The 20,406-nt window shown below is 57.4% G+C and carries 18 protein-coding genes, 1 tRNA gene and 1 pseudogene; 7 read left to right on the top strand and 13 right to left on the bottom strand.

Features of this window, described 5'->3' with window-relative positions; genetic code table 11:
• Positions 1 to 311: pseudogene (locus DHN10_RS16930) on the top strand (recombinase family protein); the annotation flags it as partial.
• A gap of 167 nt (positions 312 to 478) precedes the next feature.
• Here DHN10_RS16930 and DHN10_RS16925 read toward each other — a convergent pair.
• From DHN10_RS16925 to DHN10_RS16905, 5 genes are all read right to left on the bottom strand, one after another.
• A tRNA-Gln gene (locus tag DHN10_RS16925) sits at positions 479 to 553 on the bottom strand.
• Between the two features lie 63 nt (positions 554 to 616).
• Positions 617 to 1,900 (bottom strand): mechanosensitive ion channel domain-containing protein, encoded by a 1,284-nt coding sequence (locus DHN10_RS16920; RefSeq protein ID WP_108816523.1) that lies wholly within the window; start codon positions 1,898 to 1,900, stop codon positions 617 to 619.
• A gap of 52 nt (positions 1,901 to 1,952) precedes the next feature.
• Positions 1,953 to 2,786, bottom strand: coding sequence for a 3-deoxy-8-phosphooctulonate synthase (gene kdsA / locus DHN10_RS16915; protein ID WP_108816522.1), 834 nt, complete (start codon positions 2,784 to 2,786; stop codon positions 1,953 to 1,955).
• Positions 2,786 to 4,348, bottom strand: a complete 1,563-nt coding sequence (locus tag DHN10_RS16910) for a capsule biosynthesis protein (protein WP_108816521.1) — start codon at positions 4,346 to 4,348, stop codon at positions 2,786 to 2,788. The genes kdsA and DHN10_RS16910 overlap by 1 nt, the downstream gene beginning before the upstream one ends.
• A complete protein-coding gene (locus DHN10_RS16905; protein WP_108816549.1) occupies positions 4,326 to 4,985 on the bottom strand; it encodes an ABC transporter ATP-binding protein in 660 nt (219 codons plus the stop codon). The genes DHN10_RS16910 and DHN10_RS16905 overlap by 23 nt, the downstream gene beginning before the upstream one ends.
• A 199-nt stretch (positions 4,986 to 5,184) precedes the next feature.
• Between DHN10_RS16905 and DHN10_RS16900 the strand changes: the two genes are divergently transcribed.
• The gene (locus DHN10_RS16900) at positions 5,185 to 5,781 is read left to right on the top strand and encodes a uracil-DNA glycosylase family protein (protein ID WP_108816520.1); all 597 of its coding nucleotides are present in this window, start codon (positions 5,185 to 5,187) and stop codon (positions 5,779 to 5,781) included.
• Entirely contained in the window at positions 5,778 to 6,554 is a 777-nt protein-coding gene (locus DHN10_RS16895) for an SseB family protein (protein WP_108816519.1), read from the top strand. The genes DHN10_RS16900 and DHN10_RS16895 overlap by 4 nt, the downstream gene beginning before the upstream one ends.
• Here DHN10_RS16895 and DHN10_RS16890 read toward each other — a convergent pair.
• The 7 genes from DHN10_RS16890 to DHN10_RS16860 all read right to left on the bottom strand — a co-directional run bounded on the left by DHN10_RS16890 (position 6,551) and on the right by DHN10_RS16860 (position 14,949).
• Positions 6,551 to 7,480, bottom strand: a complete 930-nt coding sequence (locus tag DHN10_RS16890; RefSeq protein ID WP_108816518.1) for a 2-hydroxyacid dehydrogenase — start codon at positions 7,478 to 7,480, stop codon at positions 6,551 to 6,553. The two genes, DHN10_RS16895 and DHN10_RS16890, sit on opposite strands and share 4 nt — an antisense overlap.
• On the bottom strand, positions 7,480 to 8,619 hold the full coding sequence (gene rodA, locus DHN10_RS16885; RefSeq protein WP_108816517.1) for a rod shape-determining protein RodA: 1,140 nt from the start codon (positions 8,617 to 8,619) through the stop codon (positions 7,480 to 7,482). The genes DHN10_RS16890 and rodA overlap by 1 nt, the downstream gene beginning before the upstream one ends.
• Positions 8,616 to 10,556, bottom strand: a complete 1,941-nt coding sequence (mrdA, locus tag DHN10_RS16880) for a penicillin-binding protein 2 (RefSeq protein ID WP_108816516.1) — start codon at positions 10,554 to 10,556, stop codon at positions 8,616 to 8,618. Before mrdA ends, rodA begins: the two co-directional genes overlap by 4 nt.
• On the bottom strand, positions 10,553 to 11,092 hold the full coding sequence (locus DHN10_RS16875) for a rod shape-determining protein MreD (RefSeq protein WP_108816515.1): 540 nt from the start codon (positions 11,090 to 11,092) through the stop codon (positions 10,553 to 10,555). The genes mrdA and DHN10_RS16875 overlap by 4 nt, the downstream gene beginning before the upstream one ends.
• On the bottom strand, positions 11,085 to 12,008 hold the full coding sequence (mreC, locus tag DHN10_RS16870) for a rod shape-determining protein MreC (RefSeq protein ID WP_108816514.1): 924 nt from the start codon (positions 12,006 to 12,008) through the stop codon (positions 11,085 to 11,087). The genes DHN10_RS16875 and mreC overlap by 8 nt, the downstream gene beginning before the upstream one ends.
• Positions 12,009 to 12,035: 27 nt before the next feature.
• Positions 12,036 to 13,073, bottom strand: coding sequence for a rod shape-determining protein (locus DHN10_RS16865; protein WP_108816513.1), 1,038 nt, complete (start codon positions 13,071 to 13,073; stop codon positions 12,036 to 12,038).
• Positions 13,074 to 13,389: 316 nt separating this feature from the next.
• Positions 13,390 to 14,949, bottom strand: a complete 1,560-nt coding sequence (locus tag DHN10_RS16860) for a 2-isopropylmalate synthase (RefSeq protein WP_108816512.1) — start codon at positions 14,947 to 14,949, stop codon at positions 13,390 to 13,392.
• Between the two features lie 299 nt (positions 14,950 to 15,248).
• On the opposite strand from DHN10_RS16860, the gene DHN10_RS16855 reads away from it, so the two are divergent.
• Entirely contained in the window at positions 15,249 to 15,911 is a 663-nt protein-coding gene (locus tag DHN10_RS16855; protein ID WP_108816511.1) for an SDR family NAD(P)-dependent oxidoreductase, read from the top strand.
• A gap of 132 nt (positions 15,912 to 16,043) precedes the next feature.
• Here the strand turns inward: DHN10_RS16855 and DHN10_RS16850 are convergent, their stop codons facing one another.
• Positions 16,044 to 17,450 carry an MORN repeat-containing protein gene (locus DHN10_RS16850; RefSeq protein ID WP_373456719.1) on the bottom strand — a complete coding sequence of 469 codons (1,407 nt, stop codon included), beginning with the start codon at positions 17,448 to 17,450 and terminating at the stop codon, positions 16,044 to 16,046.
• A 146-nt stretch (positions 17,451 to 17,596) separates the two neighbouring features.
• On the opposite strand from DHN10_RS16850, the gene DHN10_RS16845 reads away from it, so the two are divergent.
• From DHN10_RS16845 to DHN10_RS16835, 3 genes are all read left to right on the top strand, one after another.
• Positions 17,597 to 19,258 carry an NAD+ synthase gene (locus tag DHN10_RS16845; RefSeq protein WP_108816509.1) on the top strand — a complete coding sequence of 554 codons (1,662 nt, stop codon included), beginning with the start codon at positions 17,597 to 17,599 and terminating at the stop codon, positions 19,256 to 19,258.
• 68 nt (positions 19,259 to 19,326) lie between these two features.
• Complete coding sequence (locus tag DHN10_RS16840; protein ID WP_108816508.1) at positions 19,327 to 19,881, top strand: hypothetical protein; 555 nt, start codon at positions 19,327 to 19,329, stop codon at positions 19,879 to 19,881.
• A complete protein-coding gene (locus DHN10_RS16835) occupies positions 19,868 to 20,296 on the top strand; it encodes a DUF1801 domain-containing protein (protein ID WP_108816507.1) in 429 nt (142 codons plus the stop codon). The genes DHN10_RS16840 and DHN10_RS16835 overlap by 14 nt, the downstream gene beginning before the upstream one ends.
• Positions 20,297 to 20,406 lie beyond the last annotated feature (110 nt).

Raw genomic sequence — 20,406 nt, 5'->3', positions numbered from 1 at the left:
GGGGTGTTGAGATGAAGCTCATCATTGAAGGCGATACCACAGTCGATGGACGGTTGTTGCGCAATATTGCCAATGCCAACCATTGGTACAAACGGATCAAAGAGGGAGCGACCTTCGATCAGATCTCAGTTGAGACCGGAACATCCAAGCGCCGCATCCAGCAGATGATCCATCTCGCATTCCTTGCCCCGGACATTGTCCGTCAGATCACGCAAGGCAGACAGCCTATGGGTCTGACCTCCGACTGGCTACTGCGCCACGGCATGCCCGCCGGTTGGGATGCGCAGCGCAAGCGCATCGCAAATCTCTAAAACACCTCCGAAGTGTATCGTGGAAAATGCAAACGCAGACTGATGCAGTTGTTTGGCAGAGAAATGCGGCCGCAGGCCGTTTGCCTTCGGAGCGCACCCTCGCAACCTGCGGGAACAACGGCACTATTTACCGGAACGCAGTGTATCAGCGGTTTGAGGGGAAATGCTGGCTGGGATGGTAGGATTCGAACCTACGGTACACTGTACCAAAAACAGTTGCCTTACCACTTGGCTACATCCCAGCAGCGAGCCGCTAGATACTGCGAAGGGACCAGCGGTTCAAGCCCCGTTTGCAAAGAAATGCACTATTCCTTCAGGCTGTCTTCGCGCAACAGATCTTCGGCCGCTTCCATGTCGCGCTCGGCGTCCACGATCCGCTCAAGAGAGGCATCTTCGCTGGCCTCGACCGCCTCTACATCGGTGCTTTCCAGTGGCTCAGCGACAGGCAGGGGCGTGCCTCGTTGTAGTTGGATCGCCTGTGTGGCATCGGGAATCACAACGCCTGCAGCCTGTATGGCGAGCTTTACCTGACGCAGCGCCTCACCTTTGGCGCGCACGATGGATGTTTCGTTCTGGTCGACCCAACCGGTGACCACTAACTCGATGCCCTCCGGATGCAGCGCTTCGATCCAGGTTTGTGCTGCAGGTTCATCGATGATGAAGGGCAGTTGTTGCACCGTAGCTGCGACCAATGACCGCGCCGCCTGCAGATCGGCGTCCCGTTCCACCATGATCGAAAACATGAAGCGGCGTTCGGCGTTCTGCGAGTAGTTGATGATCCGGCTTTTGAAAACCGTCGCATTGGGGATACGGATGTGGTTGCCGTCAAACGACAAAAGGATCGTTGCCCGGCTGGTCAGGCGGATCACCTTGCCGACGTCGCCGTTGATCTCGACCGTATCATTTGGGCGGAATGGCTGGCGGAACGATAGCATGACGGAAGCGATGAAGTTTTCGACCGTGTCACGCACGGCAAAACCCAATGCGAGGCCGATGATGCCAGCGGCCCCCAGAATGGTGCTAAGCAATGCCGTTGCATTGACGATGTCGAGCGCGATGACGATTCCGAAGATCACAAAGGCGATCCGCAGCAACTGCCGGTAAATCTCGGCGATAAAGGCATTGGGCGCCAGCCGTTCCCACGGTTGGCGCAGGCGGGCCAGCGCAAATCCGATCAGGACCACCAGTGCAAAGGCCGTTGCTGCAATCAGGGCTAGGGGCAGGAACACAATGAACTGGTCAATGCGTGTCCGAAACCGCTCAATCGCGGGGTCGAGCCTGCGTCCGATATCTGTGGTTTCCGTGACTTGATTGCGCACCGCCACAACCCCTTGGACACGCGATGCCAACGGGTCCAGATCGGTGGCCTCAATCGCTGAGGTTGTTGTGCCGCGCAGGGTAACGACACCTTCGTTTACGGTAACGGTGACATCTTCGTAGTTGTCCAGCTCGCCTAAGATCTCGCGAATACGGATCGCGATAGCGGCATCAAGCTGGGCAGAGTTTTCGGTTGTGATGGTCCCACCAGCTTCTTGGGCAACGGCAGCGGGCGAAAGGGCCAAGAGGGCGAGCAGAAGAAAGAGGCGCATCACAACGATCCGTTAGTTAATTGGTAGGATCATATCAGGGAAAACGGCGCTGTCACACGCGTAGCGGATCGGCCTTGGCCAATGCATCAAACGCCATCAGGCTTTTGACAACCGCATCCATCTGATCCAGCGGGATCATGTTGGGCCCGTCAGAGGGAGCGTTGTCGGGGTCCTCATGCGTTTCAATAAAGACAGCCGCGATGCCAAGTGATACCGCCGCGCGCGCCATCACCGGTGCAAACTCGCGTTGTCCCCCGGACGAGCCGCCCATGCCGCCGGGTTGCTGTACCGAATGCGTGGCATCCATGACTACCGGATAACCCGTCTTTGCCATTGTGGGCAGCGACCGCATGTCAGCCACCAGCGTGTTATAGCCAAATGAAGCACCGCGCTCTGTCAGCAGGATGCGCTTGTTGCCTGTGCTTTCGATTTTGGCCACGACGTTGGGCATATCCCAAGGAGCGAGAAATTGCCCCTTCTTGACGTTGATGACTGCCCCGGTTTCGCCCGCCGCCAAGAGCAAATCAGTCTGGCGGCACAGGAACGCCGGAATTTGCATGACGTCACACACCGCCGCCACGGTGCCGCAATGTTCTGGAGCATGAATATCCGTCAGCACCGGGCAGCCGATGCTGTCCTTGACCGATTGCATGACCTTCAGTCCGTCATCCATCCCAAGGCCACGCTTACCACCCAATGAGGTGCGGTTAGCCTTGTCGTAAGAGCCTTTGAAAACGAACTGCGCGCCATGCGCTGCACAAACCTCGGCCATCCGACCTGCGATCATCTGGGCATGTTCGGTGCTTTCCAACTGGCATGGCCCAGCAATCACCAACAAGGGCAGGTCGTTGCTGACGACAAGGTCGCCGATATTCACGTTGTGCATTAGGCGCTCACTTGTTCGCGGAGGATGGATGCTGTCAGCGAGATCATCAGGTAAATCCCTGAGAAGATCAAAAACGCCAAAAGCGTGTTCTCAAAGGCGCGCGGATAGCTGGCCTCGTCCGGGATCACCGGGCTGACGCTTTGCGACAGGTAACGGACCTGACGGTTCGCTTCGATCCGAGCGGTTTCCATCTGCGTCAGGGCTTGCTGCACCATGACGGTCTGGAAGTTATAGTTTTCCTCGGCTGTGCGCAGTTCGGTGTTCCGCGCGGCGAGTGATATCTGATTATCATTGCCACCGGTTAATTGATCGCGCAATTCGGTGATCAATGCGTCAATGTTGCTGATCTGATCGCGCAAGGATTGGACCTGCACTTCGCTTGGCCGGTCCACATTCAGGCGCGATTGCAGCACGAGATCCAGACGCTGTTTTTCGCTTTCCAAGGTGCTAATCTGCGACATGCGTGCGGTTGTTTCACTGACCGGATCAATTTGGCGCACACCTTCCTGAATAGCCAGCCAGGCGGCGAGGGCATCTGCTCGGCGTTGTTCGGCCTCTTGATAGCTTTCCAACGCGCCCTGCATCTGGTCGCCGCGCAGACGACTGGTCAGTTGATCGACCTGTTCTTCGGCATACCCAATCAAGGCTTGCGAGAACTCATAGCTTTTGACCGGGTCCGCCGCGACGACTTCCATACGGATAATGCCTTCGGTGGGGTCATAGCTGATGCTGACCTGTTTGGTGAACAGTTTGAATGCGTCTTCATTTGTTGCATTGCTCTCAAGCCGCTGAATGCCGTCAATCTCAAGATCGCTGAAATGTGCCTTGAAGCCGTGATCCTCATCCAGCCGCAGCATTGCCTCGCGCGAGGCGAGATATGATTGCACCGCGATACTGTCCTGTTGGGTCGCCATGGATGTGCCTTGGAACAGGCTCCCCAAACCACCGGGGCTTCCGTTCTGCGGTTGCGCCTGCTGGATCACGATTTCAGAGTTGGTGGCGTACATCGGTGTGGCGATGTTGTAGAAGTACCAACCGACCATGAATGTCGGCAAAAAGATAAAGAAAGCCAGCCGCGTGAAAAGCAGCAACAGCTTGCGCTGCCTGCGCCGCGCGATGTCGCGCTGAATTTGACGGATTTCAGCGGCGTTGCGGTTGGCCACTTCCCGGCTTTTGGTGGCAGGGACGCTGATACCAACCTCCGGCTCTGCCTGTGGCAGTTGGATACGTCCTTTCTTACCAGGACCCCCAGCACCGTCAGGTTTGACCAGTTCAAGCACCGAGCTGCGTTGAAAAGGGTCAATACCTGCCGCACGCAACTGGCGCACGGCGTCATAGTCCGAAGATGCCTCGAACCCGTTCTTCAAAGCGACGCGGCGCGCCATGCGCAACTGGCGTCCGGTCAGCCCCTCCTTGCTGATCGCGTCAATTTGCTCTGCATGTGAGGGTGCAGCAGCCTTTGGCTGTTCGGAAGCTGCTTCAGGTGCCGCTTTGTCGGCACCATCTTCAACCGCCTTTCCACGCCGCACGCGGAACTTCTTAACCTTGGGCTTGGTAGTCATAGAGCAATCTTGCCTCTTCCAAGGTGTCAAACATATGCAACTGGCCGTTCTTGAGGACCGCCGCAGATTTGGCCAGCCGCTCAAGCGTTGCGGGTTGATGCGAAACGATGATCACGGTCGCCTTTTCCAGCCTTTCGCGGAGGATATCACCTGCTTTGCGATTAAACTCAACATCTGTTGATCCGGGCATGCCTTCGTCGATCAGGTATATATCAAAATCCAGCGCCAACAGTAAGGCAAAGGAAAACCGGCCCCGCATACCTGTAGAATAGGTGCCCACGGGCATGTCAAAATACTCTTCCAAACCACAAAGCCAGCGGCAAAAGGCCTCGATGTAGTCGGGATCAAGTCCGTAAAGTCTTGCGATAAAACGACAATTTTCCGCCGCTGAGATGTTCAACGTAACACCGCCCATGAATCCCAACGGGAATGAAATCCGGCAGTTGCGTGTGATCCGTCCTTCATCAGGTTTTTCCAGCCCCGACATCATATTGATCAATGTGGTCTTGCCGGTGCCATTGGGGGCCAGAATGCCCAGAGAATTGCCCAGTTCCACGCGGAAAGAGGCGCGATCAAGGATCACCTTGCGCTGCGTGCCGGTCCAAAAGGATTTACTGACTTCCGCAAATTCCAGCATGTCACCCTCGTCAATCACCACCTCAGGGCAGAGGCGGCAGTGTACAGGCAACTCATTAACATGCCCTCACGCTATGACATAGCGCCAGAATACGGCAGCAATACAGCGACGTTTGCGTGATCTCGCCTTGATCTTTTGGGCAGAGATGCTCTGCGTGCGCGAGTTGACAGCGTGTCACTGATCTTGTGAAACAACAGGGATGGCCACACCTGACCCCACGCTCTTTGATGAAATCGCAACCTGCCGCCTGTGCGCGGATCGTTTTGCGGCCACGGCAACACGCCATAGTCCACGTCCCGTTGTCTGGTTTCGCGAAAGCCCGCGCATCTTGATCGCAGGGCAAGCGCCGGGATTGCGGGTGCATGAGACGGGTAAACCGTTTTGGGACCGATCAGGCGACCGGTTGCGCGATTGGTTGGGTGTAACTGAGACGCAGTTCTACGACCGCGATACCATATCAATCGTGCCGATGGCGTTTTGTTTCCCCGGATACAATGCGTCCGGCTCTGATCTACCGCCGCCCAAGATTTGCGGGGCGACATGGCACACACGTGTTATGCAATCGCTGGGTGACGTGCCCCTGACGCTGCTGATCGGGGGCTATGCGCATCGCTGGCATTTGGGCCCGCAAAGTACAGTCACGCAGACCGTTGCAGAGTGGCGCAACCATGCCCCGCGCGTCTTTCCCTTGCCTCATCCATCATGGCGCAATACCGGGTGGCTAAAGAAAAATCCGTGGTTTGAGGCAGAGCTTCTGCCTGCCCTCCGCGCCCGTGTGAAAGAAGTGCTGCCGTGACTGACCTTGACCAAGCCCATGCCGCTATGGAAGCCGCCCCCGAAGATGATGCGGCGCGCTTGCGGTTCTATGAACGGCTGGCGGATACCGAGCTTTTCATGCTGCTGGGCGAGGAAGCGGCCGGAGACCAAATCAAACCGGAACTCTTTGAGATTGATGACCAACGCTTCGCGCTGGTGTTTGACCGCGAAGAGCGGTTGTCGCAGTTTGTAGGCCGCGCGGCGCCTTATGCCGGGTTGCCGGGGCGTGCGCTGGCGCAAATGTTAACCGGGCAGGGCATCGGGCTTGCGCTGAACCTTGAGGTTGCCCCATCTGCGATGTTGATCCCGGCGGAGGCTGTGGATTGGCTTGTTGCCACGCTCGCGCATGGACCCGCTGAAACAGAAGCACGCCTGACCGAAGTATCAGCACCGGGCGGATTGCCAGAGGCGGTTGTTGCAGGGCTCGACCGCAAACTGGCTATTGCCGCTGGACTGGCGCGGTCCGCTTATCTGGCGGCAGCGACCTATGACGATGGCGCGATGGGTCATGTGCTGGCCTTTGTTGATGCAGTGGACGGCGCTGAAAAGGCGCTGGCGTCAGCGGCAGGCGAAGCGCTGACCTTCTCTGGGATCGAAGCCGGGATGATGGATGTCTTGTTTGTGCGCAGCAGCGATCCGCTGGCGGCACATCTTGCCAAAGTCGGTCTGCGCTTTGATCTGCCAGAACCGCAACAGCCCCACGTACCCGGTGTGCCGGGGATGGACCCCGACAAGCCGCCGAAGCTGCGCTAATAGCCCAATCCACGATCTACGACGTAGTGGAAGGGTTTGCCCGCCTCACCCCGAGCGATGTTGTCGGCGATGACAGCGCTGGCTGTCTCGGGGCGTGTGGTGGATGCAATATGCGGCGTTACCGTCACATTGAGATGCGCCCAGAATGGATGTTCCTGCGGTAGCGGCTCAACCCGAAAAACGTCCAACGTGGCATGGGCAATCTGCCCGCTGTCCAAAGCTGCAAGCAAAGCATCATCGTCGATCAGCGGGCCACGGCCCGGATTGATGATGAAAGCACCGGGCGCCATCAGCGCCAAAGTGTCTGCGTTCAGAATGCTCTCTGTTCCGGGCGTTTGCGGTAGCAATAGGATGACGATCTCTGCGTTTTGCAGTGACGCGATCAATCCATGATCTCCATGCAGGCAGCGCAGATTGGGAATGTCTTTGGCCGACCTGCTCCACCCGGTCACGGGGAAGCCAAGCGCATGTAGGGCCTGCCCACAAGCCGTACCCAGCGCCCCGATACCAAGAATGGTTACAGGTCTGTTAGCGGCAACCGGTGGGAAGGCCTCGCGCCAGACGCCGTCTTGCCCGGTGATATGTGCGTCCATCCCAAGGTGATGCCGCAGCGTGTGCCCAACCACCCATTCGACCATACCCTGCGTCAGGCTGTGATCGACCAGTCGGCACAGAGGCTGCGTCAGCGTCGGGTTATCAACGACAGTTTCGACACCGGCCCAAAGGCTCATGACGGCTTTGGTTTGGGTGTAGAGGCCGAAATCAGTCACCGGCCCATTGGGGGCAAAGACAATATAGTCGACATCGGCGGGGGCATGGTCACATGCGAGAGCGACATCCAGACCGGCCTCGGCAAAAGCGGATTTGAGGGGGGCTTCATATTCTTCCCAAGCGGCTGGCTTGGCGGAAAACAGGACATTGAGCATTAACGCGGCCTATGGACATGGGCGCTTTGGACCAGACCAAAGGCGACAAGAAGAACAAGCATGGCAGAACCACCGTAGCTGACCAGCGGAAGCGGCACACCCACAACAGGGGCCAGTCCTGTCACCATGGCCATATTCACCGCAAAGAACAAAAAGAATGTCGTGGCGATGCCCAAGGTCAGGAGAGCGGCAAAACGGTCGCGATTGCTAAGCGCTGACGCGACGCAGAAGAACACGATCAACAAATAGAGGGTGAGCAAGGTGATCGCGCCGACAAAGCCAAACTCTTCGGCCAGCGTCGTGAAGATGAAATCGGTGTGTTTCTCGGGCAGAAAGTTCAAACGCGATTGCGTGCCTTGCATAAAGCCGCGTCCGGTCCAGCCGCCCGAACCCAAGGCAATCTTTGCTTGGGTGATGTGATAGCCCGCGCCAAGCGGGTCATTTGCGGGGTCAAGGAAGGTATCAATGCGCCGATATTGATAGTCTTTCAATAGCTGCCAAGTCGTTCCCCGGCTTTGAAATACGGCGACAATTGCACCCACACCAAGGCTGACCACGGTGCCAAAATAAGCCCAATGCACGCCCGCCAGAAACATTACCGTGGCCCCTCCAAAAAGCAGCAGCAAGGCGGTGCCAAGATCGGGCTGGCTTAGAACCAGCATCGTAGGAGCCAGAATGAAAAGGACGGGCAGGGCGACCCATAAGGGGTGCGAGGTTTTCTTGTTGGGCAGCCAGTCGTAATAGGCCGCTAGAAACATCACCAACGTGATTTTGGTCAGCTCGGACGGTTGCAGCCGCATGAACCCCAGATCAATCCAGCGCTGCGCCCCCATGCGCACCTCGCCGAAAAATTCGACCCCAAGCAGCAACAACAGCGAACCGCCATAAGCGACAAAAGCCATGTTGCGCCAAAACCAGATAGGCACCATGGCCACGACCAGCATCAGGCAAATGCCCAGAATGAAGCGTTTGAATTGCGGCTCGGCCCAAGGCGTCGTTGATCCGCCGGCAACCGAATAAAGCATCAGGAAACCGGCAGAGGCCACCGCAATCAGCAGCATGATGATCGGCCAGTTCAAGTGCAGGATCTTGCGCAGCCCGGTGGGGACATATTTGGTGTTATACTCAAGATAGCTCATGCGCGACTTTGCCCATTGGCGCCTTCCGGTACGCGCTCTGCGATCCGTTTTTGTTGTGCTGCAATCTGGTCGCGAATACCGGCGGGGTAGGCTTCAAGTGGCGGTGGGCCACCGTATTGGGCCTGCAACATGATATCACGCGCGATGGGTGCCGCAGCCCGCGATCCGCCACCACCGTGTTCTACGACGACCGACACGGCATAGCGCGGATTGTCGAGTGGTGCAAAACCCACAAAAAGCGCATGGTCGCGGCGCTCCCAAGGCAGATCCTCGTTCTTGGTGACACCTGCGGCGCGCTCTTCGGGTGTAATCCGACGCACCTGACTGGTGCCCGTCTTCCCGGCCATCTTATGATCTTCTGCGAGGATCCGGGAACGGTACGCCGTGCCGCGTCTGTGATTGCACACATCCGTCATTGAGGCCCGCACCCGACGTAGTGTGTTTTCATTGATACCAAGGCTTTCGCCCAGACCGCTGGGCTGCTCCACACCGTCAATCAACCGCACAAGGCGCGGTGTCACGACACGCCCTGTTGCCAATCGGGCCGTCATAACGGCCAATTGCAGGGGTGAGGCCAGCACATATCCCTGACCGATCGACGCGTTGACCGTATCGCCGATCCGCCAGTCTTCGCCATGCACTTCGGATTTCCACTGCTTGTCAGGTGCAAGCCCCGAGGCCACAGCCGACAGCGGCAAATCATGGCGCACACCAAGACCCAGTTTGCGCGCCATCTCCGCCATCTTGTCGATGCCGACGCGTTGGGCAATTTCATAATAGTAACAGTCGCAGCTTTGTTTGAGGCTTTCATGCAGGTTAATGTTGCCATGCCCGCCACGTTTCCAGCAGTGGAAACGGATGTTGAAAACATCCGTAAAGCCGGGGCAATAGACAGTTTCATCCGCCGCAACGACACCGTCTTCCATTGCCGCCATCGCCGTAATCATCTTGAAGGTAGAGCCGGGCGGATAGGTGCCCTGTACGGCCTTGGCAGCAAGCGGGCGGTACTTATCCGCATTCAGCGCGTTCCAGTCAGTCGTTGAAATGCCGCGCACAAAGAGGTTTGGGTCAAATGTCGGGGCAGAGGCCACCGCGCGCAGATCACCGTTCTCAAGATCAATCACAACAGCACCAGCAGATTCACCCTCAAGTCGGGCCTGCACATAGCTTTGCAAACGGCTGTCGATGGTCAGTTGGACGTCCTTGCCGGGATCACCTTCCTGACGGTCGAGCTCGCGCATGATGCGCCCGGCGGCGTTCACCTCGATGCGGCGCGTGCCAGCACTGCCGCGCAGGCTCTGTTCGAGCTTGTTTTCAGCGCCACTTTTGCCGATCTGAAATTTCGGAATCTGCAGAAGCGGATCCGGGTCATCGATCCGGCTGAGGTCATAATCGCTGACCGGGCCGACATAGCCGACAACATGGGCCAGATCAGCGCCTAAGGGGTAGACGCGGCTCAACCCGACTTCGGCCTGAATGCCAGGCAGGGCAGGGGTGTTGAGGTTGATCTCGGCCACGTCCTCCCATGACAGGCGATCGGCGATGGTGACAGGCACAAAGGGCGAGCGGCGCTGCATTTCCTGCATGGCGCGGGCCAAATCATCGGGATCGATATCGACAATTTCTGTCAGTTTGGTGAGCACATCGCCCACATCACCTGCATCCTCGCGGACCATGACGACACGGTAGTTCTGCTCATTATCTGCAATGGGCATGCCATTGCGGTCAAAGATCAGACCACGTGCAGGAGGAAGAAGGCGGATGTTGATCCGGTTCTCCTCCGCCAGCAGGCGGAACTGGTCAGCTTGTTCAACCTGCATAGATTGCAACCGCCACCCAAGCACCCCCATGATGCCCAGCTGCGCACCACCGACAACCAGCGCGCGGCGGCTGATCATGCGGTTGCTTTCGATGATTTCCTTGGCGGGGCGTTTCATAGGCGTTGCCCTTTCTTGCCCACTTCGCCGGGGGCGGAACGTGTCACTCCGAAGATGTAATGGGCCAAAATAACAACGACTGGATACACAAGGATCGTTGCGACCATCTCGGTCAATGTCAGGGCCAAGGGGGCTTGCGGTGCCACGACGATGGCCAGAACCAATCGGTTCGCCAGCGTGATGCCAATAATCCCGATTGCAACTGTGCCCCATTCCACCAGAAGCTGCATGTTGCGGAAGTCCCGGTGCTGGCGGCGGATGATCTCGGTCAGGACAACCACCAGCGCGGGCCAAAGGCCCGGAGGCCGCATGAACAGAAAGTCCGCCATCAAAAAGAACCCTGCGATGACCGGGACCGGTAGGTATTTGGGTTTGCGCGCGATCCAGACCAAAGTGACAGCGAGCAACAGATCAGGACCGGCCCAAACGGACGGGCGCATGTCCAGCGGGACAAGTTGAACCACGATGATGGCAAAGGCAAGCAGCGCAAAAAGCCCCCGGTGCATCCAAATATGAGTGTCCGCGCGCTCAGCCATCGCCCAGACCTGATGTGCTCAAAGTCGCAGGGTTCAGGGTAGCGGGGCCAAAGAACTCGGCCTCGGGGGCAAGTAGGTTACCGGGATCGCCGATCTCTTCATGTGGCTGCGAACGCAGCACGCGCAGAAATTCCAAACGCTGGTAATCTGCGGCCAATCGCACGCGCAGCCGACCGTCAGTGCCAAGGGCCACTTGACCGACCAGCAGATCGGCAGGGAACACACCACCATCGCCCGAAGACACTACCCTGTCGCCCGGACGGACGAGGGCTTCGTCCTCCAAAAACTCCATCGGTGGTGACAGTGTATTGTCTCCTGCCAGAATGGCACGCTCGCCGGATGGTTGGATCGTCACGGGAATGCGGCTGGATGTATCGGTAAGCAGCATCACCCGACTGGTGTTTTGCCCAACACCGGCAATGCGACCCACAAGGCCGATCCCATCCATTGTAGGCCAGCCATCAACGATACCATCGCGCGCACCCACATTCACCAGAACGGATTGCCGAAATGGCGAGCCGCTGTCGGTGATCACCACTCCGGTGACATAAGTCAGTTGTGGATCAAGGCTGACGTTGTTGAGATCGAGAAGCTTGGCGTTTTCCTGACCCAACTGCACGGCGGCCTCTTTCCAGGCTTTCATCTGTTGCAACTCGCGGCGCAATTCCTGGTTCTGAATGCGCAGTTGCTGGTAGCTTTGAAAGTCGCTGATCAGATTGGCCGCACCGGTGATCGGGGCCATCGCCCAGTCGAATGATGGTACTACGGCATCGACGGCGGCGGTGCGCAACCGCTCGGTACGTGGGCTGTCAATCCGCCAGATCATGAACAAAGCGAGCAACGCCAACACCAAAACCCCGACCAGCAACCTGCGGATCGGGCCGACGAAATCTTCGCTGTTCTTGTCGCGTGCCAAGGGGCGGGTCTTCCCTCGCTGACGGGGTTAGCTGTCGTAGTCTATCACATGCCGCAGCTGTTTTTCATATTCCAGTGCGCGGCCCGTGCCGAGGGCAACACAATTGAGTGACTCGTCGGCGACCGAGATCGCCAAACCGGTCTGTTCGCGCAATGCCAGATCAAGCTGGCCCAACAGCGCACCACCGCCCGTCAGCATCACGCCACGGTCAACGATGTCTGCTGCCAGATCGGGCGGAGTTGCTTCGAGTGCGGTCATCACCGCCTCACAGATTTGCTGCACAGGTTCGGCCAGCGCCTCGGCCACTTGTGCCTGACTAATCTCTGTTTCTTTGGGAACACCGTTGAGCAGATCGCGGCCACGGATATGCATCGATTGGCCGCGACCATCGTCGGGCATGCGGGCGGTGCCGATAGATGTCTTGATCCGCTCTGCCGTGCTTTCGCCGATCAACAGGTTATGCTGGCGGCGCAGGTAGTTGATAATCGCCTCATCCATGCGGTCGCCACCAACACGAACCGAACGGGCATAGACAATGTCACCCAATGACAGGACTGCCACTTCGGTCGTACCTCCGCCGATGTCGACAACCATGTTACCGGTCGGGTCGGTGATGGGCATGCCAGCGCCAATCGCCGCAGCAATCGGTTCAGCAATCAGGCCGGCGCGACGCGCACCGGCAGACAAAACAGATTGACGGATCGCGCGCTTCTCTACCGGGGTTGCGCCATGTGGGACGCAGACGATGATCTTGGGTTTTGAGAATGTAGAGCGGCGATGCACCTTGCGGATGAAATGCTTGATCATCTCCTCCGCCGTGTCGAAATCTGCGATGACCCCGTCGCGCATTGGGCGGATCGCTTCGATGCTGCCGGGGGTGCGGCCCAGCATCAGCTTGGCGTCTTCACCAACGGCCAGAACCTTCTTGACGCCGTCCTTGACGTGGTAGGCAACCACAGAAGGTTCGGACAAGATCACGCCTTTGCCTTTGACATAGACAAGCGTGTTCGCCGTGCCCAAATCAATCGCCATATCCGAAGAAAACAATCCGCCAAAGCCTGCCATATGCGTGGCCTTCCCATACCCAAAGTGTCTTTGCCGCGCCTGTCCCGGTGGCGCGCGTTCCCAATGCTTATAAAGCGGGCTTGCAAGACATAGAAGCCCCTGAAATCAGGAACGCGGCGGCAAACTGCTGGTTGTCATTTTTCAATATACTGAGATGCATTTTGACTATTTTGCGAAAGCAAGTTGCACTTTTTCGATATTATGGATGGCATTGACCGAAAAATACCGCACAAGACCCATCAAAACCCTTCATGACACAAAAAAGGGGCGGCCCAATTCATGGACCGCCCTGGCAATGATGACTCGTCTGGATTTGTCAGGTGTCTTTGTAGCTGACGCCCTTGGTATCGTACCCAGGCTCTGATTGTTCACGTCGTACCAGCAAGCGATTCAAGGCGTTGATATAGGCCTTGGCGCTGGCAACAACGGTGTCAGTATCGGCAGATTGGCCAGTGGCAATGCGCCCGTCTTCTTCCATCCTGACAGAGACCGTCGCCTGTGCGTCTGTGCCCTCGGTGACCGCGCTCACCTGATACAGTTGCAGCCGCGCACCATGGGCAAAGATCGCCTTCACCGCGTTGAAAGTGGCATCGACCGGTCCGTCACCCGTGGCCGATGTTTCAACATCGGCACCGTCAACTTCCATCACCATATCGGCCTGTTGCGGCCCGTCCGTGCCGCAAACCACACGCAGAGATTTCAGCTTTAACCGATCCTCGTCGGTGTCGTTCTGGGACACCAACGCCATCAAGTCATCGTCAAAGACTTCCTTCTTACGATCAGCCAGATCCTTGAACCGCACAAAGACATCGTTGAGCTGATTGTCAGCCATGTCAAAGCCCAGCTCGGCCAGTTTCGCGCGTAGCGCAGCCCGACCCGAGTGTTTCCCCAATGGCAAAGACGTCCCAGACAGCCCGACATCCTCAGGCTTCATGACCTCGAATGTCTCGCGGTTTTTCAACATGCCGTCCTGATGAATACCGCTTTCGTGGGCGAAAGCATTCTTACCAACAATCGCCTTGTTGAACTGCACCGCAAATCCAGAAACTGTCGCCACACGGCGCGAGATATTCATGATCTTGCGGGTGTCGATTTTGGTCGTGTAGGGCATGATATCACTGCGCACCTTCAGGGCCATCACGACCTCTTCCAGTGCGGTGTTGCCCGCGCGTTCGCCCAGTCCGTTGATTGTGCATTCGATCTGTCGCGCGCCACCTTCAACGGCGGCCAGCGAGTTGGCTGTCGCCATGCCCAGGTCATTGTGGCAGTGGGTGGCAAAGATCACGTTGTCTGCACCGGGCACGGTGGCAATCAGATTGCGGATCAGATCAGCGCTTTCGACGGGGGCGGTATATCCAACGGTATCAGGAATATTGATCGTTGTGGCCCCTGCTTTGATCGCAATCTCAACCACACGACACAGATAATCCCACTCGGTCCGGGTCGCATCCATCGGCGACCATTGCACGTTGTCGCACAAGTTGCGGGCGTGGGTGACCGTGTCATGAATACGCTCGGCCATCTCATCCATATTCAAGTTTGGGATGGCGCGGTGCAGCGGCGATGTGCCGATAAAGGTGTGGATGCGCGGTGATTTGGCGTGTTTCACGGCCTCCCAGCAGCGGTCGATATCTTTGTAGTTGGCACGGGCCAAACCACAGATCGTGGCCGATTTGGACAGCTTTGCAATTTCGCTGACTGCGTTGAAATCGCCCTCGGACGCGATAGGAAACCCTGCCTCGATGATGTCGACACCCATGTCGTCCAGCATCTCGGCGATTTCCAGTTTCTCGTCATGGGTCATTGTGGCACCCGGCGATTGCTCACCGTCGCGCAGGGTTGTGTCGAAAATCAACACTTGGTTCGATTTGGTCATTTTGGAATTCCTTAGGTTCTTAGCATGTAAATTGGCGCGTTAGACCCTCTGAGCGGTCGCGCCCGTTGGCACGCTCAGAGGCTGCTAAGAAGTAGAAGGTCGCGCAGAAGCAGCCCTGTGGAGGCTGTGTCTGTGATATGTGCGCGGTTCATCATGTGCGCGACTATACTGCCGAAAACCGTGTTGAAAAGAGTATAATGCGCGTAGCATCGCAGTAATTTGACATCTTGTGTTTGGGTGATGGCTGCCTTGTTATTGCCAATGCGGGCACTATCTCGGCAGAGGCAAGGGAGATTGGCATGCGTGCATTGGTGATCGGAGCAAGCGGTGGAATCGGATCAGCCGTTGCCGCGCAGCTTGCACAGGACAAGTGGGATGTCACCGGCCTGTCACGCTCGGTTGATGGCTTTGACGTTGGCAATGCGGCCTCGGTAGAGCGCGCGATGTCCGGGATGACGGCCCCGTTCGATCTGATCTTCGTGGCCTTGGGCATTCTTGCCCCGCTTTGGGGCACTCCCGAGAAAAGCCTTTCAGCGATCAAACCAGACGAGATGGCGCGTGTGTTCTCAGTCAATACAATCGGCCCGGCGCTGATCTTGCGCCATGCTGCGGAACTCTTGCCCAAAGATCGTCGCAGCGTCGTTGCCACGTTATCTGCGCGGGTCGGCTCAATCGGAGACAACAAGGTTGGCGGTTGGCATTCCTACCGCGCCTCCAAGGCCGCGCTCAACCAAATCATACATGGGGCGGCGATTGAGCTGGGCCGATCTCACAAACAATCCATTTGCGTGGCCTTGCATCCTGGAACGGTTGAAACACCTTTTACCGCTAACTACGTCGGGCGCCATCCAACTGTGCCAGCAACGCAGGCCGCAACGAACCTGCTTTCGGTGATCGCCGATCTGACACCTGACCAATCAGGCAGTTTCTTTGACTACGCAGGCGAGGCGATCAGCTGGTGAGGCATCCTTCGCCCATTTGGGTTTGCAACGGATTGGCTGGCACATCTGGATGCCGGGGAACTTGTTTCAGGCAGGCAACAAAAAAGGCCGGTCACTCTGACCGGCCTTTTTGAATGAACTGAGACGGTTGGGTTAGTTGTCTTGGTTCGTTTCAGACACAAGCGCACCGTCTGACCAGATGCCGACGCTTTCCTGCCCAGTGGCAAACCGCATTGTGCCTTCGCCTTCGCGGCGACCGCTGACAAAGCTGCCATCATAGACATCACCATTGGCATAGGTCGCAACGCCATCGCCGCTAATTTCGCCGTCTTGCCATGCGCCAACGTAGTTAAAGCCGTCTGGCAAAGTGATTTCGCCATTGCCGCTACGCTGGCCGTTAAGGAATTCACCAACATAAACCGTGCCATCGGCATAGGTCGCACGGCCCAAACCGTTGCGCTGCCCCTCGGACCATTGGCCTTCGTACACATAGCCATCTGCATAGGTCATTGTGCCTTGACCGTGGTTCTTGGCGTTCTGGAACTCGCCTTCATAGACAAGCCCGTTGATGTAAGTGGCCACACCCACACCGTTGATCACACCGTTTTCCCAGTCGCCCGCATAGGTGGAGCCGTCAGGATAGGTGATTGTGCCTGTGCCATCAGCCAGATCATTGGCGAATGTGCCCACATAATTTGATCCATCAGGGTAGGTGACTTCACCGTTGCCTTCGATCTGGCCCTCGACCCATTCACCCACATAGACGTAACCATCTGTGCCTTGGAATGTGCCCGTGCCATGACGGCGGTCATTGACGAATGCGCCGGCGTAGGTATCGCCATTGGCATAAGTCACACTGCCTTCGCCTTCGCGGCGTCCAGAGACAAGCTCACCTTCAAAGATATCGCCATTGGGTTGGGTCAGGGTGCCGACCCCCTCAATTTCGCCATCCACCCACGCACCGCTATAGATCAGACCATCGGCCATCGTCAGCGTGCCGATGCCATCACGTTCGCCTGCTTTCAGCGTGCCTTCGTAGATCGCGCCATCAGGATAGGTGATCTTGCCGTCGCCTTCTTTGGCGCCGTTGATCCAGTCACCCTCATAAACATAGCCGCCGGGGCTGGTCATGGTGCCGGTGCCATTGTGCATCGCATTGCGGAATTCGCCTGCGTAGACGACACCGTTGGCATAAGTAGCCGTGCCTTGGCCGGTGATATTGCCGTCGACCCATTCGCCTTCAAAGGTGCCACCATCGGAAAATGTGATTCGACCCTGACCTTCGGGTTTGCCTGCAACAAAGGCGCCCTCGTAGACGGATCCATTGGGGAATCGCGCCATGCCTTGGCCGCGAATCTCGCCCTCGACCCATTCGCCGGTGTATTCATATCCATTGGGAAGACGGTATGTGCCGGTGCCATGCTGCTTTCCGTCAAGGAAGGTGCCTTCGTAGACGCCGCCGTCATCGTATTGTTTTGTTTGGACGTCTTGGGCATACGCCCCCGTCGCAAGCGCTGTTGCAAACACAGCCGCAGCAGCACCCTTATATACACCAAACATCGTCATACGTCTCTCCAGGCCAATCTTCGTTCGCAAAGTCTAGGGGACGCAATACAACCTGACAACGTCTAAGACGTTGTAGCCGCAAACGCCTTTCCCCTGCGTTTGATTCTGCTACATCTTTGCCAAGCCATTGGGACAAAACTATGACAAATTCTTTACGCCTCACGATGGCACAGCTTAATCCAACCGTTGGAGACATTGCCGGCAACGCCAAGAAGGCCCGTGCTGCATGGGCTGAAGGCAAGGCCGCAGGCGCCGATCTGGTCGCCCTGCCAGAAATGTTTCTGGTCGGATACCAAACCCAGGATCTGATCGCCAAGCCCGCCTTTGTGGCCGATGCGATGGCCCATCTGATGCAACTTGCAGCCGACTGCGCCGACGGCCCGGCCCTGTCCATCGGTGGCCCTCTGGTCGAGGAAGAGCGGCTTTACAATGCCTATTTCACCCTGCGCGGCGGCAAGATTGTTGCGACCGCACGCAAACACTTCCTGCCCAACTTCAACGTCTTCGACGAAGTGCGCCTGTTCAAAAGCGCCGATATCGCGGGGCCCTACGCGCTGAGCAATGGTGCGCGGATCGGCAACCCGATTTGCGAGGATGCGTGGTACCCGGACGTCTGCGAAGCAATGGTCGAAACCGGGGCAGAGATCTTGGTGGTGCCCAACGGGTCACCCTATTTCCGCGACAAGTTTGCGATCCGCGTGAACACCATGGTCGCGCGTGTGATCGAGAATGAAGTGCCAATAGTTTACCTTAACTTGGTGGGCGGTCAGGACGATCAGATGTTCGATGGCGGATCATTTGTGCTGAACCGGGGCGGGCGGCTGGCGCTGCAATTGCCGGTCATGGAAGAAGCAATTGCCCATGTTGATTTTCACCTGACCGATGATGGGTGGGAAGCGACAGAAGGTGAAAAGGCAACACTGCCCGATGCGCTAGAGCAGGATTACCGGGTCATGGTTGAGGCGCTGCGTGACTACATGCGCAAAACCGGCTTCAAGAAAGTTTTGCTGGGCCTGTCCGGCGGGATCGACAGCGCCATTGTTGCCGCGATCGCGGTGGATGCGCTGGGCGCTGAAAACGTCCGCTGCGTGATGCTGCCGTCGGAATACACTTCGCAAGGCTCACTTGATGATGCCGCCGCTGCCGCCAACGCCCTGGGCTGCACCTATGACACAATCAGCATCGCCGGGCCGCGCGCCGCCGTGACCGAGGCGCTTGCCCCGTTGTTTGACGGGTTGGCGCCAGACCTGACAGAGGAAAACATCCAATCGCGTCTCCGGGGTTTGCTGCTGATGGCGCAATCCAACAAGTTTGGTAAGATGCTGCTGACAACGGGGAATAAATCCGAAGTCGCGGTGGGGTATGCGACGATCTATGGTGATATGGCGGGTGGCTTTAACCCGATCAAAGATCTCTACAAGACCCGCGTGTTCGACGCCGCACGCTGGCGCAACGCGAACCATCGCGACTGGATGCAAGGACCCGCGGGCGAGGTGATCCCCGTTGCGATCATCGACAAACCACCCTCGGCCGAACTGCGCCCAGATCAAAAGGACGAGGACAGTCTGCCCCCCTATGATATCCTTGATGGCATTTTGGCTATGTTGGTCGATCAAGAGGCCTCGGTCGCCGATTGTGTGGCGGCGGGCTATGACCGCGACACGGTCAAACGTGTGGAACATCTGCTCTACATCAGTGAATACAAGCGTTTTCAATCCGCACCGGGTCCTCGCTTGTCGGATCGGGCATTCTGGCTGGACCGGCGCTATCCCATTGTGAACCGCTGGCGTGATGAGAGCTGAAGCAGAATACTCACTGCATGCAGCGCTGAACAATGCGCCGGTTTCGCAACCCCAAGCGGAGGGCGACGATGGCTGAAACTTATATCACGCAAACCCACCGGCCGCGCCGGGTCGGGGGGGCTTTGCTGGTTGTTATCGCTTTGCCGCTGACACTGATTGCTGCGCGATTTGGCTTGCCCTATGCCGAGAGCTTCTCTGATTTCTGGCCACTTTTGGGTGGGCCGCTGTTGTTGATAGCCGGGCTCTGGGCGGCATTTCCGCGGCACCCGCCCGCGGTGCGCTTGACGATCACCGACGACATGATGCGATTTCACGCGCTACAGAAGGATATCCCTCTGGATACTCTCAAAAGCATTACCTACAGCATGCCTGCTTTGTCCAAACACTACCGGCTCGGCTTTGAGACGGATGAAGAGACAACCCCACTTGATCTCGTCCACCTGACCCACGAAGGGCGTGATATCATCAACCTGATCAGCGTCCGGCTCGAAAAACGTGGCAAACACCTGCAGGAAGGACACACTGCCATTCGCGGCGCCAAGAACAGCATCTGGAAGGTGCTGGACGGTATCCCGTTTGAGCAGGCACCAAACCATGCTAAACTACCCCATGGCCGAGAATAAGACACAACCAACCACCCAAAACGTGGCAGAGTTCATCGCCGCCATTGAACACCCAACCCGGCGGGCGGACGCAGAAGTGCTCGACGCAATGTTCCGACGTGTCACGGGCTGGGCGCCCAAGATGTGGGGGCCAACGTTGATTGGCTACGGACAATACCACTATACCTACAAGAGCGGGCGCAGCGGTGAATTCCTCGCAACCGGCTTTAGCCCGCGCAAGGCCAATCAGGTGCTCTACATCATGCCCGGCTATGCGGATTTCCAAAGCATCATGGACCGGCTGGGCAAACATAAACTTGGTAAATCCTGCCTCTACATCAACAAACTGGCAGATGTTGATTTGGATGTAGTCGCAGAACTGGTAAGGGCGGGCATCGATGATCTGGCGACACGCTGGCCTGTTACATCAACTTGAATCCCTCTTTCTTCGTTCCATCAAACTTCGGGGTCCGGGGCAGCGCACCGGTCCGGCACCCGCAAAACTGGACATCCCCTGCGTGCCATGCTCAAAGCCACCTAAGCAGG

Origin of the sequence: Loktanella sp. Alg231-35 (assembly GCF_900143545.1) — a bacterium.
Classification (GTDB): Bacteria; Pseudomonadota; Alphaproteobacteria; order Rhodobacterales; family Rhodobacteraceae; genus Yoonia.
The sequence above is the reverse complement of the archived record's forward strand: the minus strand, read 5'-3'. Positions and strand labels throughout refer to the sequence as shown.

Excerpts from the sequence above, each read along its gene's own strand:
- mrdA (WP_108816516.1), bottom strand. The coding sequence starts at position 10,556 with ATGAAACGCCCCGCCAAGGAAATCATCGAAAGCAACCGCATGATCAGC.
- kdsA (WP_108816522.1), bottom strand. The coding sequence starts at position 2,786 with ATGCACAACGTGAATATCGGCGACCTTGTCGTCAGCAACGACCTGCCC.
- DHN10_RS16860 (WP_108816512.1), bottom strand. The coding sequence starts at position 14,949 with ATGACCAAATCGAACCAAGTGTTGATTTTCGACACAACCCTGCGCGAC.
- DHN10_RS16845 (WP_108816509.1), top strand. The coding sequence starts at position 17,597 with ATGACAAATTCTTTACGCCTCACGATGGCACAGCTTAATCCAACCGTT.
- DHN10_RS16905 (WP_108816549.1), bottom strand. The coding sequence starts at position 4,985 with ATGCTGGAATTTGCGGAAGTCAGTAAATCCTTTTGGACCGGCACGCAG.
- DHN10_RS16900 (WP_108816520.1), top strand. The coding sequence starts at position 5,185 with ATGGCCACACCTGACCCCACGCTCTTTGATGAAATCGCAACCTGCCGC.
- DHN10_RS16920 (WP_108816523.1), bottom strand. The coding sequence starts at position 1,900 with ATGCGCCTCTTTCTTCTGCTCGCCCTCTTGGCCCTTTCGCCCGCTGCC.
- DHN10_RS16850 (WP_373456719.1), bottom strand. The coding sequence starts at position 17,450 with ATGTTTGGTGTATATAAGGGTGCTGCTGCGGCTGTGTTTGCAACAGCG.
- DHN10_RS16865 (WP_108816513.1), bottom strand. The coding sequence starts at position 13,073 with ATGGCAGGCTTTGGCGGATTGTTTTCTTCGGATATGGCGATTGATTTG.
- DHN10_RS16875 (WP_108816515.1), bottom strand. The coding sequence starts at position 11,092 with ATGGCTGAGCGCGCGGACACTCATATTTGGATGCACCGGGGGCTTTTT.
- DHN10_RS16835 (WP_108816507.1), top strand. The coding sequence starts at position 19,868 with ATGGCCGAGAATAAGACACAACCAACCACCCAAAACGTGGCAGAGTTC.
- DHN10_RS16855 (WP_108816511.1), top strand. The coding sequence starts at position 15,249 with ATGCGTGCATTGGTGATCGGAGCAAGCGGTGGAATCGGATCAGCCGTT.
- DHN10_RS16910 (WP_108816521.1), bottom strand. The coding sequence starts at position 4,348 with ATGACTACCAAGCCCAAGGTTAAGAAGTTCCGCGTGCGGCGTGGAAAG.
- DHN10_RS16890 (WP_108816518.1), bottom strand. The coding sequence starts at position 7,480 with ATGCTCAATGTCCTGTTTTCCGCCAAGCCAGCCGCTTGGGAAGAATAT.
- DHN10_RS16840 (WP_108816508.1), top strand. The coding sequence starts at position 19,327 with ATGGCTGAAACTTATATCACGCAAACCCACCGGCCGCGCCGGGTCGGG.
- rodA (WP_108816517.1), bottom strand. The coding sequence starts at position 8,619 with ATGAGCTATCTTGAGTATAACACCAAATATGTCCCCACCGGGCTGCGC.